This is a genomic window from Maritalea sp. S77 (assembly GCF_049801075.1).
GTDB lineage: Bacteria > Pseudomonadota > Alphaproteobacteria > Rhizobiales > Devosiaceae > Maritalea.
On the sequence record NZ_JBNAGG010000003.1, the window covers coordinates 332,677 to 349,102 of the forward strand.

At 52.3% G+C, this 16,426-nt stretch carries 17 protein-coding genes and 1 pseudogene; 10 read left to right on the plus strand and 8 right to left on the minus strand.

Annotation, left to right across the window (positions count from 1 at the left end; all coding sequences use genetic code 11):
- Positions 1–26: 26 nt before the first annotated feature.
- On the minus strand, positions 27–623 hold the full coding sequence (locus ACP15Y_RS12425; protein ID WP_424983409.1) for an NAD(P)H-dependent oxidoreductase: 597 nt from the start codon (positions 621–623) through the stop codon (positions 27–29).
- Between the two features lie 76 nt (positions 624–699).
- On the opposite strand from ACP15Y_RS12425, the gene ACP15Y_RS12430 reads away from it, so the two are divergent.
- From ACP15Y_RS12430 to ACP15Y_RS12440, 3 genes are all read left to right on the plus strand, one after another.
- On the plus strand, positions 700–1,323 hold the full coding sequence (locus tag ACP15Y_RS12430) for a TetR/AcrR family transcriptional regulator (protein WP_424983410.1): 624 nt from the start codon (positions 700–702) through the stop codon (positions 1,321–1,323).
- Entirely contained in the window at positions 1,320–2,054 is a 735-nt protein-coding gene (locus ACP15Y_RS12435) for a DUF1223 domain-containing protein (RefSeq protein WP_424983411.1), read from the plus strand. The genes ACP15Y_RS12430 and ACP15Y_RS12435 overlap by 4 nt, the downstream gene beginning before the upstream one ends.
- Positions 2,055–2,347: 293 nt before the next feature.
- Positions 2,348–2,695 (plus strand): DUF2794 domain-containing protein, encoded by a 348-nt coding sequence (locus ACP15Y_RS12440; RefSeq protein ID WP_424983542.1) that lies wholly within the window; start codon positions 2,348–2,350, stop codon positions 2,693–2,695.
- Between the two features lie 523 nt (positions 2,696–3,218).
- Here ACP15Y_RS12440 and ACP15Y_RS12445 read toward each other — a convergent pair.
- The gene (locus ACP15Y_RS12445) at positions 3,219–3,986 is read right to left on the minus strand and encodes a Bax inhibitor-1/YccA family protein (protein WP_424983412.1); all 768 of its coding nucleotides are present in this window, start codon (positions 3,984–3,986) and stop codon (positions 3,219–3,221) included.
- A 219-nt stretch (positions 3,987–4,205) separates the two neighbouring features.
- Here ACP15Y_RS12445 and thpR point away from each other — a divergent pair, with 219 nt between their 5' ends.
- The gene (gene thpR, locus ACP15Y_RS12450; protein WP_424983414.1) at positions 4,206–4,745 is read left to right on the plus strand and encodes an RNA 2',3'-cyclic phosphodiesterase; all 540 of its coding nucleotides are present in this window, start codon (positions 4,206–4,208) and stop codon (positions 4,743–4,745) included.
- Positions 4,746–4,909: 164 nt separating this feature from the next.
- On the opposite strand, the gene ACP15Y_RS12455 is transcribed toward thpR, so the two are convergent.
- Positions 4,910–5,377 (minus strand): low molecular weight protein-tyrosine-phosphatase, encoded by a 468-nt coding sequence (locus ACP15Y_RS12455; protein WP_424983415.1) that lies wholly within the window; start codon positions 5,375–5,377, stop codon positions 4,910–4,912.
- A gap of 206 nt (positions 5,378–5,583) precedes the next feature.
- Here ACP15Y_RS12455 and ACP15Y_RS12460 point away from each other — a divergent pair, with 206 nt between their 5' ends.
- The 3 genes from ACP15Y_RS12460 to rlmN all read left to right on the plus strand — a co-directional run bounded on the left by ACP15Y_RS12460 (position 5,584) and on the right by rlmN (position 8,062).
- Positions 5,584–6,117, plus strand: coding sequence for an invasion associated locus B family protein (locus tag ACP15Y_RS12460; protein ID WP_424983416.1), 534 nt, complete (start codon positions 5,584–5,586; stop codon positions 6,115–6,117).
- A 130-nt stretch (positions 6,118–6,247) separates the two neighbouring features.
- Positions 6,248–6,787: an invasion associated locus B family protein gene (locus ACP15Y_RS12465; RefSeq protein WP_424983417.1), complete on the plus strand. Its 540-nt coding sequence runs from the start codon at positions 6,248–6,250 to the stop codon at positions 6,785–6,787.
- Between the two features lie 78 nt (positions 6,788–6,865).
- The gene (rlmN, locus tag ACP15Y_RS12470; protein ID WP_424983418.1) at positions 6,866–8,062 is read left to right on the plus strand and encodes a 23S rRNA (adenine(2503)-C(2))-methyltransferase RlmN; all 1,197 of its coding nucleotides are present in this window, start codon (positions 6,866–6,868) and stop codon (positions 8,060–8,062) included.
- A gap of 1 nt (position 8,063) precedes the next feature.
- Here rlmN and ACP15Y_RS12475 read toward each other — a convergent pair whose 3' ends face one another.
- The 3 genes and pseudogenes from ACP15Y_RS12475 to ACP15Y_RS12485 all read right to left on the minus strand — a co-directional run bounded on the left by ACP15Y_RS12475 (position 8,064) and on the right by ACP15Y_RS12485 (position 10,432).
- Positions 8,064–9,014, minus strand: a complete 951-nt coding sequence (locus ACP15Y_RS12475) for a GlxA family transcriptional regulator (protein WP_424983419.1) — start codon at positions 9,012–9,014, stop codon at positions 8,064–8,066.
- A 65-nt stretch (positions 9,015–9,079) separates the two neighbouring features.
- Positions 9,080–9,634 (minus strand): annotated as a pseudogene (locus tag ACP15Y_RS12480) (isochorismatase family protein).
- Positions 9,635–9,760: 126 nt separating this feature from the next.
- Positions 9,761–10,432, minus strand: a complete 672-nt coding sequence (locus ACP15Y_RS12485; RefSeq protein WP_424983543.1) for a LysE family translocator — start codon at positions 10,430–10,432, stop codon at positions 9,761–9,763.
- Positions 10,433–10,599: 167 nt separating this feature from the next.
- Here ACP15Y_RS12485 and ACP15Y_RS12490 point away from each other — a divergent pair, with 167 nt between their 5' ends.
- A complete protein-coding gene (locus ACP15Y_RS12490) occupies positions 10,600–11,820 on the plus strand; it encodes an argininosuccinate synthase (protein ID WP_424983421.1) in 1,221 nt (406 codons plus the stop codon).
- The gene (locus tag ACP15Y_RS12495; RefSeq protein ID WP_424983423.1) at positions 11,817–12,419 is read left to right on the plus strand and encodes a VOC family protein; all 603 of its coding nucleotides are present in this window, start codon (positions 11,817–11,819) and stop codon (positions 12,417–12,419) included. Before ACP15Y_RS12490 ends, ACP15Y_RS12495 begins: the two co-directional genes overlap by 4 nt.
- A gap of 178 nt (positions 12,420–12,597) precedes the next feature.
- On the opposite strand, the gene ACP15Y_RS12500 is transcribed toward ACP15Y_RS12495, so the two are convergent.
- On the minus strand, positions 12,598–13,797 hold the full coding sequence (locus ACP15Y_RS12500; RefSeq protein WP_424983424.1) for a benzoate/H(+) symporter BenE family transporter: 1,200 nt from the start codon (positions 13,795–13,797) through the stop codon (positions 12,598–12,600).
- A gap of 288 nt (positions 13,798–14,085) precedes the next feature.
- Here ACP15Y_RS12500 and typA point away from each other — a divergent pair, with 288 nt between their 5' ends.
- Positions 14,086–15,903 carry a translational GTPase TypA gene (typA, locus tag ACP15Y_RS12505; RefSeq protein ID WP_424983425.1) on the plus strand — a complete coding sequence of 606 codons (1,818 nt, stop codon included), beginning with the start codon at positions 14,086–14,088 and terminating at the stop codon, positions 15,901–15,903.
- Positions 15,904–15,923: 20 nt separating this feature from the next.
- Here typA and ACP15Y_RS12510 read toward each other — a convergent pair whose 3' ends face one another.
- Positions 15,924–16,418 carry a hemerythrin domain-containing protein gene (locus ACP15Y_RS12510; RefSeq protein WP_424983426.1) on the minus strand — a complete coding sequence of 165 codons (495 nt, stop codon included), beginning with the start codon at positions 16,416–16,418 and terminating at the stop codon, positions 15,924–15,926.
- Positions 16,419–16,426: the final 8 nt, after the last annotated feature.

The following is a 16,426-nucleotide window of genomic DNA, read 5'->3' on the forward strand; positions in this document are numbered from 1 at the left end:
GGATTTATTGAATGAAGAAGCGCGGTTTAGGCCGCGCTTTTTTTATGGTTTGATGTGAAAACACGCGCCCGTTCGGCAATCTTTGCGAGATGGGTTTGCCGCTGCTCTGCGGGCATATTGCGGATTGGCGAGATGTGGGTGAACTGCACAAGCTTCAGCCCGACAAATTTCAGAATCTGATTTTTCATCAATTTAGTTTGCGCGCTGCCATAGGCGAGGCGATAGAACCAGTCCGGCGTATCGGATGTCATAATCACTTCGGCGGTTTTGCCTTTGAGGTGACCAATGGGCAATGGCTTTCCCTTTACATAGCTATAGGCCAATCCAGGCAGCAGCAGCCGGTCAAGCAGATGCTTTAATTCGCTGGGCATGGTGCCCCACCAAAGCGGATGCGTAATCACCACATGATCTGCGGCGCTAATCGCATCCCAAAGGGCTTGAATGTCCTCATTCCAGCTTTCTTGTGTGGGTTTTGCTTCAATCGGCGTGGGGTCCAGTTCCATTTGTGACAAAGCAAAAAGGCTCACATCTGCATTAGCCTGAGCGCCTTGTTGATAGGCTTCGGCAAGGGCTTGGGTGAAACTGTCGGCGCGGGGATGGCCGGAAATAATAACAATCTTCATGGGATACTCTCAATAATTGACCATGGTCAATTTGTATATTTTACTTTTTGACCACGGTCAATTGTGCTATTGGAAAATGATGAATGTTCGCGTTGAAGGCAAACAAAAGCGGGCCCATGCCACCCGCGCTCATATCTTGGATTGCTTTGAGGTTCTGATGCAAAGTCAGAGCTTTGATGAGATTTCGATTGCCCAAATTGCCGCTTCGGCGGAAGTGGGCAAGGGAACCGTTTTGGCTCATTTCAGCGAAAAATTGGCGCTGGCCGCAACCTTGTTTGCGCAGGAGCTGGAAAAATGCCAGCAGCAAATCGAGGCGTCCGCGCAAATAAGTAGTGCGGCAAAGTTGCGGTCGATTTTTACTCCCTTCTTCAACTTGATTATGCGGGATGATGTTTATGTTCGGCTGATCGTTGGGGAAGGGCAAAATCTATGCCGCCAAATGATTGAGCCCGCAGAGGCGCGATTGTTCGACAGCCTTGCGCGACGGCTCGATGTGGGACGGCCAGCACAGGAGCTGGATGTGATTGCTGTGCGCGGTTTTTTGGTCCATGCAGCGGTGATGTATCGTGCGTGTGATGCGGGTGAGGCCGTGATTGAAGAGTTCGAATCCCTGCTCGCGCATTATCTGTTTCAAAATTTGGCAAGCTCACTCCAATGTGACTGGCCTGTTACGCACGACTGGCGTAATAAAATGCCATGAAAAAATTTGTCTTCACATTGATGATTGCGCTTCAAGGCGCGCTATTTTTGCCCGCCGCGCAGGCCATGGACATGAAAACCAATCCGAAAGCGGTGTTGGAGCTGTTCACCTCCCAAGGCTGTTCGTCTTGCCCTCCGGCAGATGCAGCATTGCGCGAATGGAGCGAGCAAGATGATTTGATCACCATCGCTTATCACGTGGATTATTGGAATTATATCGGCTGGGAAGATGTGTTCTCTGCCCCGAAATATTCCAAACTACAGCGTGCTTACGCAAAAAGCTTTGGTTCGGAGCGGGTCTATACGCCACAGCTCATTGTGAACGGCGAGAAAGATGCTGTGGGATCGCGCCGCGGTGACGTGCAGAAGCTTGTGGCCGCAGCGGATTTGCATGTCGGTGTGGATCTGAAGCTTCAAGATGGCAATCTGACAATTGATTTGACCAGCGATGGCGCTACACAAGTGGACGCGACTATCTGGGTTATCCCTTTTATTTCCACCGCGCAAACCAAGATTAGCCGTGGCGAAAATCGCGGTAAAACCCTTGCCTATAGCCATATTGCGCGGGGTCGTATGCCTGTTGGCATGTGGCATGGTGAGGAATCTCATCAAATGGAATTGCCACTGCAGGATATTTTGACTGATCAGGCGGACGGCATGGCAGTTCTGGTTCAAACCAAAGGCGCGGGCGGCCCTGGCCGCATTTTGGGCGCAGCTTCAATTCAAAAATAAAACGCCCCCAAGAAGGGGGCGTAAAGGGTATCTGGAGGCCATCCAAACTGATTTTGGAGGTCCAGCGCCCTGAGCAAGTTCATTTGGGGGCAAACCGCTCAGGGGCTGGGTACTGGAGGCTATGATTTCTTTTTAACGATGTATTTCGGCAACAGTTTGCCGGAATTGTGATTAAATTGGGGCCAATTTTGGGGCTTGTCACATTTGCGAATTGGCGCAATCATTTCCAAAGTGATTTGAACCATAGGGTGTGAAATTTGGCGTCATCTCAAAGCAAAGGCGAAAGCCAGCATATTCGGTTGGTACATTCCAACGAATCTTCTTCCAAATCGTCGCCCGCTCCTATGAATGTGAGCTTTGATCGGCGAGAGCTTTCCACCATTTTAAATGTATATGGGCGCAAAGTCGCCAGCGGCGATTGGCGCGACTATGCCATAGATATGCTGAAGGACCGTGCGGTATTTTCAATCTTCAAACGCGCCAGCGAAATGCCGGTTTTCCGGGTGGAAAAAGACCCCAGCCTTAGACGCAAGCAGGGGCAATATCGCGTTGTGGGTCAAAATGGCCAGGTGCTCAAGCGTGGGCATGAGCTGGCGCAATTGCTTAAGGTTTTGGACGGCGATATCAGCCTGGTGCGGTAGTGGGCACTTGGCCATTGCACTGCCGTCGCTAACCGCGTTCGCTACCCTAGCATTTTTGCACGCCACCGCCGGACACTCCGTCCCTGGCACCCCCGGTTTTTTGCGCGCCGCCGTCGTTCGCTATGCTCACTACCCCGGCATCCCCGCCTATGGGTGCCCCGCTCTAATGTTGTGCAAGGCGCACCGGCACCCTCCCACGTCATTACCGGACTTGATCCGGTAATCCATGTAGCGTTGGTAGCTGGGTCAAAACATGCATGATTTGCACCTTCACTGAAGTTGCTTGGACCCTGGATCAAGTCCAGGGTGCCGGTCGCGTGTGCAGATGTGTTTCGGAGTATATTAGCAAGGAAAAAGAGTGGACGAGCCTAGCGAGGACCTCGGGCCACTTTTGGCCCGCGCCCGCGCAGGTTAGGCGCCGAAAGGCGCTGCTCAACCGTGAGTGAAAATAATATTCCCCCAAAAAAAATCCCCGCCTCAAACGAAGCGGGGATCTTAATTTCAGCGCTTAGCTGTTGGGTCGCTATTCGCGATTGCCGAACAAGCGTAGCAACATCAAGAACAGGTTGATGAAGTCGAGATAGAGGGCCAAAGCACCCATAAGCATTTTCTTGCCCATGGTTTCTGAGCCGTCGCCCTCATAATAGTTCTCTTTGATCTTTTGCGTGTCATAGGCGGTGAGGCCAACAAACACCAACACACCAATGATGGAGATGGCAAAGGCCAAGGCGCCTGATTGCAAGAAGATGTTTACAACAGAAGCCAAGATGATGCCGATCAAGCCCATCATCAAGAATGAACCCATTGCGGTCAGGTCACGCTTGGTGGTGTAACCATAAAGGCTCATCGCGCCAAATGTACCGGCGGTGATGAAGAACACGCGGGCAATGCTTTCACCTGTATAGACCAAGAAGATCGATGACAGCGAAAGACCCATGGCAACTGAAAAGCCCCAGAACACCAATTGGGCGGTGGCGAATTTCATTTTATTGATGCCAAAGCTTAGGGCCAGAACAAAGCCCAAAGGAGCCAAAGCCACAACCCACTGCAATGGAGACCCATAAAGGGTAGCGCCCAAAGAGGTGAGGTAATGTGAACCCATTTGCGCCACAGCCGCATCAGGATTGTTTGTGGTTGTGAGCATGGTCAGGAAATAGGCCACCACACCGGTGATGCCCAAGGCAATGCCCATATAGTTGTAAACACCCAGCATATAGGTGCGCAGGCCCTCATCGATCGCGGCCTGAGCGCCGCCTCGTGAGGCCATTGTTTGACGATCATATTGTGCCATAGATGAGTTCCCTTTCAGCAATTCTCTTGGCGTTATGCCAAGTGGATATAATCTTGCGGCTAATATGGAGATGAATTCCGACAATTTCAAGATGTACGTGCAACTGTTGAATACGGTTTAGTCCTTGAGGCAACAAATAAAATTTTCGCTAAATTGTCACACGAATCATGGTAGTCTGAGACATAGGCGATTATGTCATGCATCTGGAAGGGAGGTATTATGCCCCGTCTCTTCACTGGTCTGGAAATCCCAGGCGATGTTGGTTTCGCGCTTTCCTTAAAACGAGGCGGCCTGCACGGCGCGCGTTGGATCGATCCCTCAAATTATCACATAACTTTGCGCTATATTGGTGATGTTGATCACCATACGGCACATGAAATTGTGCACGAGCTGGATCGATTGTCGATTGAGGAACCGTTCGATGTCACTTTGTCGCATCTTGGGGTTTTTGGCGGTAAAAGACCCCGCGCTCTGTTTGCTGGGGTAGATCCCGCGTCCGAATTGCAGCAATTGCACGACAAGCAGGAGCGGGTGATGCAACAATTGGGTTTAAAGCCTTCTGGGCGCAAATATTCTCCGCATGTAACACTGGCGCGCTTAAATGATGTTCCGCCGCAAGATATGGCGCATCATTTGCAAACGTCGGGCGCCTTTTATCCTTTGCGATTCCGGGTTGCGCGATTTGTGCTCTATTCAGCGCGGGATTCCATCGGAGGCGGGCCTTATTTGGTGGAAGAGACCTATCCGCTGGCGGCATAGATTTGTCTCACGGCCGTTCGATGCTCGCTTTGCGCGCCGCCACCGGACACTGCGTGTCCGTCCCCGGCACCCCCGCCGACTGGTGCAACGCAAAAAACTCAGTGCAAACGAGGGAAAAGAGCGGACGAGCACAGCGAGCATCGAACAGCCGTGAGACAAAATAACTACCCCTTATATCGCGCCAAGATATTCTCGCTGGCATCTTCAATCAGGTCGAGCACATGTGTGAAACCATCTTCACCACCAAAATAGGGATCGGGCACTTCTTGGGTGCTTGAATTACCGTAAGGCAGAAACAATTCGATTTGTGCGGTGGCGTCAGCGGGGGCAAGATTTTTCAGATTGCGCAGATTAGAGCGATCCATCGCCAAGATTAGATCAAATGTATAGAAATCGTCGGGCTGAACCTGACGCGCTCTTAGGGGCGAAAGATCATAGCCGCGCTGCAATGCTGTTTGGGTTGCGCGTTCATCTGGTGGGTGGCCAATATGCCAATCGCCTGTGCCGGCGCTATCGATGGTCAAGCTTTGGCCGTTATTTTGCGCCATCTGCTGCAACACAGCGTGCGCCGTAGGTGAACGACAAATATTTCCAAGGCACACAAGCAGAATTGATTGCGGAAAAGTGGACATTTTGGCTCCTTTGCCGATCAGTTTTAACGCTTCATTCACCTTGACTTGTGAAACAGGGTGTATGGATTAGACATATGCCAAAATAAGGTCAAATTTCTGCTTATTTTGAGGATTTGATTAAAATGCTGCAAATCTTTGCAGCTTGGTAACCCTCATTGGCGGATAATAAGCGGGAACGTGGGTAATTGGATAAAGGACCCAAAGGAATGATTGAAGCAACAAAGATGAAAAGATTTGCGCTTAAAGCGGGTGTTGCATTGATGGTCGGCTTGCTCTCAGCAGGTACAGCACAAGCGGCAGCCACCAAGATTGGCACCTTCAATTTATGGACCGCGTGGACTGATCAGGATAGCAAGGGCAAGATTTGCTATATCTCCTCGCAGCCGCAAGATGCGCAGCCAACAAATGTGAAGCGCAGCCCGATCCATTTTCTGGTGACTCACCGTATGGGCACTGGCAAACGCAATGAGGTCGCGACCTTGATCGGTTATCCGTTCAAGCCGGGCGCAGAAGCAAGCGCCACTGTGGATGGCAAAGCCTATCCCATGGTGACCGACAGCGAGCAAGAGGCAGGCTGGTTGGCTTCAACTGCCGACGAACCTAGTTTCGTTGCGGCGATGAAGCGTGGGTCTGAAATGGTTGTTCGCGGTATTTCAACGCGCGGTACACGCACCACCGACACTTATTCATTGTCTGGTGTCACGGCGGCGATGAACGCAATCGATAAAGAATGTAATTAATCCCTTTGGGGATTAAATGTCATGCAAAGCGCGGGCGAGAACCGCGCTTTCGTGCGTTTTGGGGTGCATTTTCCACCGAGCTGTGGTTTAACCCCACATAAGTCGAGAATGAAAAGCTTAAGGCAGGTTTATGCGCATCAGCAAAATTTGGTTCTCTCAGTGCGCGCTGGTCAAAATCGGTTTTCTGGCCATGATCATGGTTTTGGCCCTGGGCCAAGCGGGTTTTGCGCAGTCAGTGCAGTCATTGGGTGATTTTAAGGCCTGGTCGGCCTATTCCACAGTGAAATCGGCGACCAATTTGTGTTTTGTGCATTCCAAGCCGGTGGAAGTTGATCCGCAATTGGAAAATATGGGTGATCCCTATTTTTATGTCACGCACCGCCCAAATGAGGGCGTGCGCTATGAGATCAATATTGTGGCGGGCTTTAATTTTCAGACGGACAGCTTGGCTGCGGCGCAGATTGGCGGTCAGTCTTATTCTTTGTTTACGCAAGGGGATTCAGCTTGGCTGGAAGATGTGAGCCAAAGCGCCGATATGGCAGCGGCCATGCGGCGTGGTTCGACCATGGTTGTTGAAGGCATTGATGAGCGCGGCACCAAAGTGCGGCTGGTGTTTTCACTTTCGGGTGCAACCGCTTCCATGCGCGCGATTGATAATGCCTGTGGCTAGCGAGCCCTTACTCTAAATTCTTTGCCTTTTGGCCTAGGGTCTGGTATTGGCTCGCCTCTGAATTGATGAGGTTATAAGATGTCGATCAGCCTAGATATTGCCAATGCCAATGTGAAAACCGCCACCAAACCATCTTTGGTGGGGATGGATCGTGATGATCTGATGGCGGCGCTGGAAGAGTTGGGCCTACCTGAAAAGCAGCGCAAAATGCGCGTTTCGCAGCTGTGGAACTGGCTTTATGTCAATGGCGTGAGCGATTTTGATCAAATGACCAACATCGCCAAGGGACTGCGGCAGCAATTGGCCGACAAGTTTGATTTGTCGCGCCCGGAAATTGTGTCCGAGCAGGTTTCGACAGATGGCACGCGCAAATGGTTGTTCCGGTTTACGGACCCGATGCAACCCAATATGCCGCCGGTTGATGTTGAGACAGTTTATATTCCTGAAGAAGATCGCGGCACTTTGTGTGTATCCTCGCAAGTGGGCTGTACGCTCACCTGCACCTTCTGCCATACGGGCACACAAAAGCTGGTGCGCAATCTGACCGCTGGTGAAATTGTGTCGCAAGTGTTGATGGCGCGGGAGCGTTTGGGCGATTATCCAGGGGGCGAGCGCCCGACGGACGGGATTGTGCCGCGCGCTGGCATCCGCTCGGTCACCAATGTGGTGATGATGGGCATGGGCGAGCCGCTTTATAATTATGACAATGTGAAAAAGGCGATGCTGCTGATGTCGGACGGGGAGGGCATTTCCCTGTCGCGTCGCCGCATTACCTTGTCGACCTCCGGCGTGGTGCCGTCAATTCCGAAAATTGGCGAAGAAACCGGCGTGATGCTGGCCATTTCACTGCACGCGGTGAATGATGAGCTGCGCAACGAGTTGGTGCCGATCAACAAAAAGTGGCCGCTTGAAGAGCTACTTGAGGCATGCCGCAACTATCCGGGCCTGTCCAATGCCAAGCGCATCACCTTTGAATATGTGATGCTCAAAGATGTGAATGACAGCGTGCAGGATGCTAAGAAATTGGTGCGTATGTTGGATGGCATCCCCGCCAAGATCAATTTGATCCCGTTCAACCCGTGGCCAGGCTCACAGTATGAATGTTCAAGCTGGGCACAGATCGAGAAATTTGCCGACATTGTCAATATGGCCGGATATGCCAGCCCCGTGCGCACGCCGCGCGGCCGCGATATTTTTGCCGCGTGTGGTCAGTTGAAATCTGAAACTGAGCGCATGAGCAAAAAAGAACGCGATGCCATTGCGGCGGCGGAATAGGCTAAGCGTCAACCGCGTGTTCTCGCTGCCACTGGCGGGGTGATTTTCCATGCCGCTGCTTCCACGCGCGGTGAAATTGTCGCGTTGAGTTATAGCCCAGCCGATCCACCAGATTTTCAATGCTCAAATGCTGTGCTTTCAGCATGTTCTCCGCCATGGCGATGCGTAATCCATTGATATAGTCCGGCACGGTTACGCCTGTTTCTTTGTTGAAGAGGCGGGAGAAATGGCGCGCGCTCATATGCGCCTCTTTGGCCAGGCGCTCCACCGTCCAATCCGCTGTTGGGTTGGTGGTGACTTGATCTTGAATGCGGTGAATGGTGGGGTGCAAATGGCTGCGGCCCTGCAAAAAGGGCGAGAGTTGCGGTTCGCTCCCATTGCGCCGGTTAAACACCACCATGTGCTGCGCGATTTGCGCTGCCGCCGCCAATCCCAGCCGCTTGCTTACAATATGCAGCATCAAATCGATGCCGGAGGTGATGCCCGCGCTGGAAAAGCAATTGCCATCTTCAATATAGAGCCGGTTTTCCTCCACTTTGATTTTGGGGGAAATGGCGCGCAGCTCATCTAGGCATTTATGGTGCGTGGTGCAGCGCCGACCGTCAAATAAGCCGGAGCGTGCAGCATCCAAGGCGCCGCTACATACGGTGACGAGCTGGTGGTTGGGTGTGATGGTTTTGCGCAGCCAGGCCTGCAATCGCGCATTCGCGCGTTTGATGTCTTGTGGGTCTAGCGTTTCCACAAAGCCGGGCATTTCGCTGGCGTTGCCGCACACCACCACCATGGCATCCGGCTCAATTTCTACTGGCAGCGGCGCTACATTGGCCAGCGCGTAGCCCAACGACGTGGGGGCATTGGGCATGGTGCCGATAAATTGCACGTCATAACGCCATTGATTTTGCACCATATTGGCGCCGCGCAGCACCTCACAAGGGCCAGCAACATCAAGCATCAGCGGCGTTAGGACCTAAGACAAAATAGGTTTTGATGGGGATGGGTGCTGGCCCTCTATCCATATTAATCTCCGAAATGGGCGATGGCGTCATCCACGCTGCGGATTGTGGCGAAACGTTTGGACAATACGGTTTCCGTGCGGTGTTTGATCTGGTCGGCGGCAAGCGTCGAGCCATCCGGGTGTTGCATATCGAAAGTGAGTGTGGCGTCGGTGACAAAGTTCACCTTATAGCCCATATCACTGGCATTTCGTGTGGTGGTTTCGCAGCATTGTTCGGTGCGGATGCCGCAAATGGTGAGCTCATTAATGTTATTTTCCTTCTACCAGATATCCAGTGTGGTGCCGATAAAGGCGCTGTGGCGTGTTTTTTCGATCACCAAATCGGGGGTGAAGGCGAGGGGCGCAAATGTTTTGATGTTGCCAGAGGATTTAGCAAAAGCCCCTTCTGGTTCGATATGAAAGATCTGCACCAGCTTGAGGCCACCTTGTTGGGCGGCATCAATTAGCTTTTGGGTGTGTTCAACAAAGTCAGGGACATAATGTTCTTGATAATAGTCGCGGTGGCGAAAGCTTTCCTGCACATCGATGATGAGCAATGCATGAGATTTTTCTGACATTTTACGCCTTTCAGTTTGAATGTGAATCAAACCATATGCGCTTATAACGGGGTATTACATGCGCTCGCGCGACAAGAATAGGACAATTTGCGCCAAAAATAAATGCTGGACGAAGGGCGCTATGCGTTAGTGACGCGCTTGCGCGGTCAGGATAGTTGCCGCGAAGGCGGTGAACACAGCCGCAAATGAATAATTGAGCGCGCGGCCAATCCATTTTGATTTTTGCAGCGCTTTTGACAGCCAGTCTGCTCCCGCGATCATGGCGACGGTGAGCGGCAAGGAAATCACGATGAACAAGATGCCCAGCGTGAATAATTTATGTGGGGCATAAGGATCGCCAGCCACCACAAATTGCGGCAAGAAGGTCATGAAAAACAAGACGATCTTGGGGTTCAACAGATTGATGCCCACACCGGTCAGATAGGATTTTTTCAGGCTGGGTTGTTTGGTGCTTTTGCCAAAGCTGAACTGCACATTATTGCCCGCGCGCAACGCGCCGATGGCCAGCCAAATCAGGTAAAGCGCGCCGACGATTTTCAGCACCAAAAATGCTGTTGGAGCAGTGGCGATCAGCACGGAAATGCCGAGGGCAACCAGCAGGGTGTGGATCAAAATGCCCGAGCACGCGCCTGCCAGAGCAGCGAAGCCATGGGCGCGGCCAAAATTAAGGGCGCGGGACAGAAAAAGTGCCATGTCCGGCCCGGGGGTGATGGCCAAAACGATGGTGGCAAGGGCGAACGCGGTCAGCAATGCTGGATTGGGCAGCAGCATGGTGCTTAAATCAGCCAGATATGACATCATGTCGAATGATCTCCCCTTTATACCGGTTCTTTAATCATATGCCTTGCTTTTGATTGCTTGTCCATTGGATTGAAAGGGCCGAATTTGCGTGGAATGGCTTTTCATTTGCAGCGCGCAAATCTATAAGGGGCGCGAGATAGCACAAAAGCAAAGAGTTTGAGCCGATGAGCAAGAAAATCAATAAGGTGGTGTTGGCCTATTCTGGCGGATTGGACACCTCGATCATTTTGAAATGGCTGAAAGTGGCCTATGATTGTGAAGTGGTGACCTTCACAGCCGATTTGGGCCAAGGTGAAGAGCTGGAGCCTGCCCGCAAAAAAGCTGAAATGATGGGCATAGAGGAAATCTATATCGAAGATGTGCGCGAAGAATTTGTGCGCGACTTTGTGTTTCCAATGTTCCGTGCCAATGCCCTTTATGAGGGCGTCTATTTGCTCGGCACCTCTATCGCCCGCCCGTTGATTTCAAAGCGCTTGGTGGAGATTGCCCATGAAGTGGGCGCAGACGCGATTTCGCATGGTGCGACCGGTAAAGGCAATGACCAGGTGCGGTTTGAATTGGCAGCCTATGCGCTTGACCCGAACATCAAGGTGATCGCGCCGTGGCGTGAGTGGGATCTGCAATCACGGACCCGTTTGCTTGAATTTGCTGAACAGCACCAAATTCCTGTGCCGAAAGATAAGCGCGGTGAAGCGCCATTCTCTGTGGACGCGAACCTGCTGCACACCTCATCTGAGGGCAAGGTGCTGGAAGATCCCGCCGTGGAAGCGCCGGATTATGTCTATCAGCGCACCGTAAACCCAGAAGATGCGCCGGAAACCCCGGAATATATCACCATAGAATTTGAAAAAGGCGATCCGATTGCCATTAATGGTGAGAAACTGACGCCAGCTGCTTTGCTGACCAAGCTGAACGAGTTGGGCGGCAAGCATGGCATTGGTCGGCTGGACCTAGTGGAAAACCGCTTTGTCGGCATGAAGTCCCGCGGCATTTATGAAACGCCGGGCGGTACTGTTTTGCTTGAAGCGCACCGCGGCATGGAATCGCTGACGCTGGATCGTGGCGCTGCGCATCTTAAAGATGAGATCATGCCGCGCTATGCGGAGCTGATCTATAATGGCTTCTGGTATTCGCCAGAGCGTGAAATGCTTCAGGCGTTGATCGATAAGAGCCAGGAGATGGTGGCTGGTGAAGTGCGCCTGAAGCTATATAAAGGCAGCGCAACCGTGGTTGGCCGTTCGTCGCCATTCTCACTTTATTCTGAAGATCTGGTGACCTTTGAAGAAGGTTCAGGCACCTATGATCATCATGATGCGCAAGGCTTTATCCAGCTCAATGGGTTGCGGTTGAAAACCTATGCGGCGCGCCGAGATCAGAATAAATGAGGCTTACCCTAGACCATTTGGTGTTGGGCACCGCTGATCTTGAAAAAAGCGCGGCGCAGCTGACCGAGTGGTTCGGCATTGCTCCTTTTGGTGGTGGTGAACATGATTTGTTTGCCACCCACAATAAGCTGTGGCGGCTTGATGCGCCGAACTATCCCATCTATCTGGAGCTTATCGCCATTAATCCGGCTGCAAAGCCAAAGCGTATGCGCTGGTTTGGGTTGGATGAATGTGATTTTTCCACCGCGTCCATTCTGCCCGTTGGTATGGTGGCGCGGTGTGTGGACATTGTTGCAGCGGTGGAGCAATTTGGCCCCACGCATTATGATGTGTTGGCCTTGTCGCGTGGCGATCTGAACTGGAAATTTGCAGCGGAGCGCAGCGATTATTGCTTCCCCAGCCAATATCCGAATTTGATCGAATGGGATGGCGGCCATCCGCTGGACGATGTTGCGTCGCAGGGGTTGACGCTTGAGCAAGTGATTTGGCCTCAGAACTTATCGTTGGCCTTAGATTGGCCTTGCCCTACCCAGTTGGGGGGCAATGGAATATTTGGGGTGACCTTGACCAATGCCATTGGTCAAACCATTCAATTTTAAATCAAAATTCGAATGGTTAGGCGCTGTGGACATTTTGATCGGTGCAGATGCTGGTATCAATCAGGTCATCTTGAGCAAAAGGGGCGAGTTCGGGCAATATGCCTTTGATTTTAAGGCAATGTGAACTCCTTTTTGCAGCTTAAATCGAACAAGGGCCTCCCAGCGCCAGATGGGGGGCCTATTTGCTTTTTGTGCCCGTTTTATATTGGCGTATTAGGTTGTTGGCGGTTACGATAAAGATGCCTGCCAATAGGCCCCAAAATGCCCCAGCCACGCCGAAAAAGCTGACGCCGGAGGCGCTGATCAAAAAGGTCACTGCGGCAGCTTCGCGATGATCTTCATGTTCAAATGCGCCTTTGGCTGATCCAGCGAAAGCGCCGATCAAGGCAAGCCCGGCGACAGCCTCAATTAAGATGCTTGGCGCAAGGGTGATGAAGGTTGCCGCCACGCCTGCGGCAAGGCCAAGCAGCACATAGGCGATGCCTGCGATAATGGCGGCCCAATAGCGTTTTTGCGGATCAGGATGCGCTTCGTCGCTGGCGCACATGGCGGCAGTGATGGCAGCCAACGTGACCCCATGGGCGCCAAAAGGCGTCGCAAATAGGCTGAAGATGCCAGTTGTGGTGAACAGGTTGCCGGCCGGGGCATCGTAATTGTGCACCCGTAGCACGGTGAGGCCGGGAATGTTTTGGCTGGCCATGTTCACAAAGAACAGGGGCAGGGCCAGCCCGAACAGGGCCGGTAAGCTGAATTCGGGCACTACCCAATCCAACTTTGGTGGAAAAGCGGCGGCGAGTTGCGCGCCGCTATCGGCAGGCAACTCGATGGCCAAGACCACGACGATGATAAAAGCGATCAGCGCGGCGGGCACGGCCAAGATTTTGTTAAATCGACCTACAATCAGCCAAGCGAGAACAATGGGCAGGCCCAGTGCTGGGTTGAAGACGATGGCTTTGAATGGCGCGAAACACAGAATGACCAAAATGCCTGCCAGCATGGCATTGGCGATGGCCGGAGGTATTTTGTTGATCAGCGTCCCGAAGGGTTTGATTTGTCCTGCCAAGATCACCAGCAAGGCGCTGATGATAAAGGCGCCAACGGCGACGCTGAACCCGCCCTCGATGGGGCCAGAATTGATGAGCAAAGCGGCCCCGGGTGTCGACCATGCCACAGAAATGGGCATTCGATATTTTTGTGCGAGATAGATGCCTGCCAAGCCCATGGCGATGAACAGTGCCATGAGGCCGGTGGAGGCTTGATCTTCGGTTGCGCCGACCGCGCGCAAGCCCTGCAGCACAACGGCAAAGGAGCTGGCGGAACCGACAAAGGCGACCAGAAGGCCCATAAATAGGGCTTGAGGGGAAAGTTGCTTGAGCATAATGGATCAATTGTTGCTGGCGTACTTTTGGGTACTCTACATGATTTCGCGAGAGTGCCTAGGCGAAAAGTGCGAGGTTGTGCGGCTGAATCGATCGATAATGTCGGCGGATTTCTTGGATTGGGCCAAGGTTTGGCTGTGGCAAGCGGCACACATATTTACCCAAAACTGAGAATATGGCGCCAAAGACCCGGTTTTTCGGCTGTTTGGGCAAATATTACTTGCTCCAAAGCCGGATCACAAGTAAAGCAGCGGCAGATAGAACCCCCAATAGATTGGACCTTTAAAATGGCTTTGCGCAATATCGCCATCATCGCGCACGTTGACCATGGTAAAACGACCTTGATTGACGTGCTTTTGAAACAATCCGGCTCCTTCCGCGAAAACCAACGCGTTGAAGAACGGGCTATGGACAGCAATGATCTAGAGCGAGAACGCGGCATCACCATTTTGGCCAAAGTTACGTCTGTGGATTGGAAAGACACGCACATCAATATCGTGGATACGCCGGGTCACGCCGACTTTGGTGGCGAAGTTGAGCGGATCCTCAATATGGTGGATGGTGCGATTGTTTTGGTGGATGCGGCCGAAGGCCCAATGCCACAAACCAAGTTCGTATTGTCGAAAGCGTTGAAAATTGGCCTTAAGCCGATTGTGGCAATCAACAAGATTGATAAGCCAGACCAACGGGCTGAAGAAGTTCTGGACGAAATCTTTGATTTGTTCGTGGCGCTGGATGCCAATGAAGAACAGCTTGATTTCCAAGTGCTCTATGGTTCAGCCAAGCAAGGTTGGATGGCCGCCGATCCTTCAGGCCCGCAAGATAGCATGACGCCGCTATTGGATATGGTGATTGACCATGTACCAGAGCCAAAAGTGGAAACAGGCGAATTTCGCATGTTGGCCACAACGATTGAATCCAACCCATTTTTGGGCCGCATTTTGACCGGTCGTGTGGTGTCAGGTTCCATCAAGCCAAATGATCAGGTGCATGGGCTTTCAAGCGACGGCACCGTGATCGAACGCGGCCGTGTGTCTAAAGTGTTGACCTTTAAAGGGCTGGAGCGCGTGCCTGTGGAAGAAGCAAAGGCGGGCGACATTGTTGCGCTGTCTGGGCTTTTGACCACCACCGTTGCGGACACGATTGCCGCACCAAGCGTGAAAGAGGCGTTGCAAGCACAGCCGATCGATCCCCCAACCCTTTCCATGTCATTCCGCGTGAATGATGGTCCGTTGGCGGGCACCGAAGGCGACAAAGTGCAATCTCGCGTTATTCGCGACCGTTTGCATGCCGAAGCTGAGGGTAATGTGGCCCTGCAAGTGACCGATGGTATCGATGGCGACAGCTATGACGTGGCGGGCCGTGGCGAATTGCTGTTGTCTGTTTTGATCGAGACTATGCGGCGTGAAGGTTTTGAACTTTGTCTTGGGCGTCCAAAAGTGGTGTTCCGGGAAGAAAATGGCCAGAAGCTTGAGCCCATCGAAGAAGTGATTATCGATGTGGATGAAGAATTTTCTGGTCCGGTTGTGCAAAAGCTTTCTGAGCGCAAAGGCGATTTGATTGAAATGAAGCCTTCTGGTGGCGGTCGCACACGTTTGGTGCTTCATGTGCCAACACGTGGCTTGATCGGTTATCAGCCTGAATTGCTTTCTGATACACGCGGCACGGCGATCTTCAACCGCGTGTTCCATGAATATGCGCCGTTCCGGGGTAAAATGCAGAGCCGCCGCACAGGGGTGTTGATCTCCAATGGCAACGGTAAAGCGGTACCTTTCGCGATGTTCAACCTTGAAGATCGTGGGCCGATGATCATCGAGCCAGGCGTTGATGTTTATGAAGGCATGATTGTTGGCGAGCATTCGCGCGGCAATGATTTGGAAGTAAACGTGCTTAAAGGCAAGCAGCTGACCAACGTGCGGGCATCGGGCAAGGATGATGCGGTGAAATTGACACCACCAAAGAAAATGTCTTTGGAGCAGGCCCTGTCTTACATCGCTGATGATGAATATGTGGAAGTGACGCCAAAGAGCATCCGCTTGCGCAAGATCATGCTTGATCCAAACGACCGTAAACGCGCCTCACGCGCAGCGGCTAAAGCCTCTTAGAAGGTTTTGATCAGCAACAATTAAGAAGCGTCGGGTGTGCCCGGCGCTTTTTTTTGTCTCAGCGGTGCGGTCAAATGGCGTTCATAGGCCATATGGCGGCGCAGCTTTTCAAAAAATCCGCGCAACATATAGCCGGTCGCATTGGCGGTTTGGGTTGGTTCGCCTTGGATCATCGACGCCAAATTGTCGCGCACTTCCTCGGCAAAGCACAGATCTTCATAATGCTCATCGCGCAATTGCTCAACGAGCCGGTCCATCTCCGGTTCAAGATGCCCCAGCACTTCCAGCATTGGAAAAAGCTCATTTTCTTCAAATGATTGCGCGTCTGACAAGGTGGACATCATGCTGTCGCTGGTGAATTTGCAAAGCGTTGGATCGGCCTGATCTGGCAGCAAATCGGCGATCAATTCCAACCGCGAACACAGCGACTCCATTTGGCGCTGATGTGCGTCAAATCCGTCCAACATGGATTGTACTCTATTTCTTTCCAAAACGGATGTGCTATCAGTTTTCATGTTGCTTT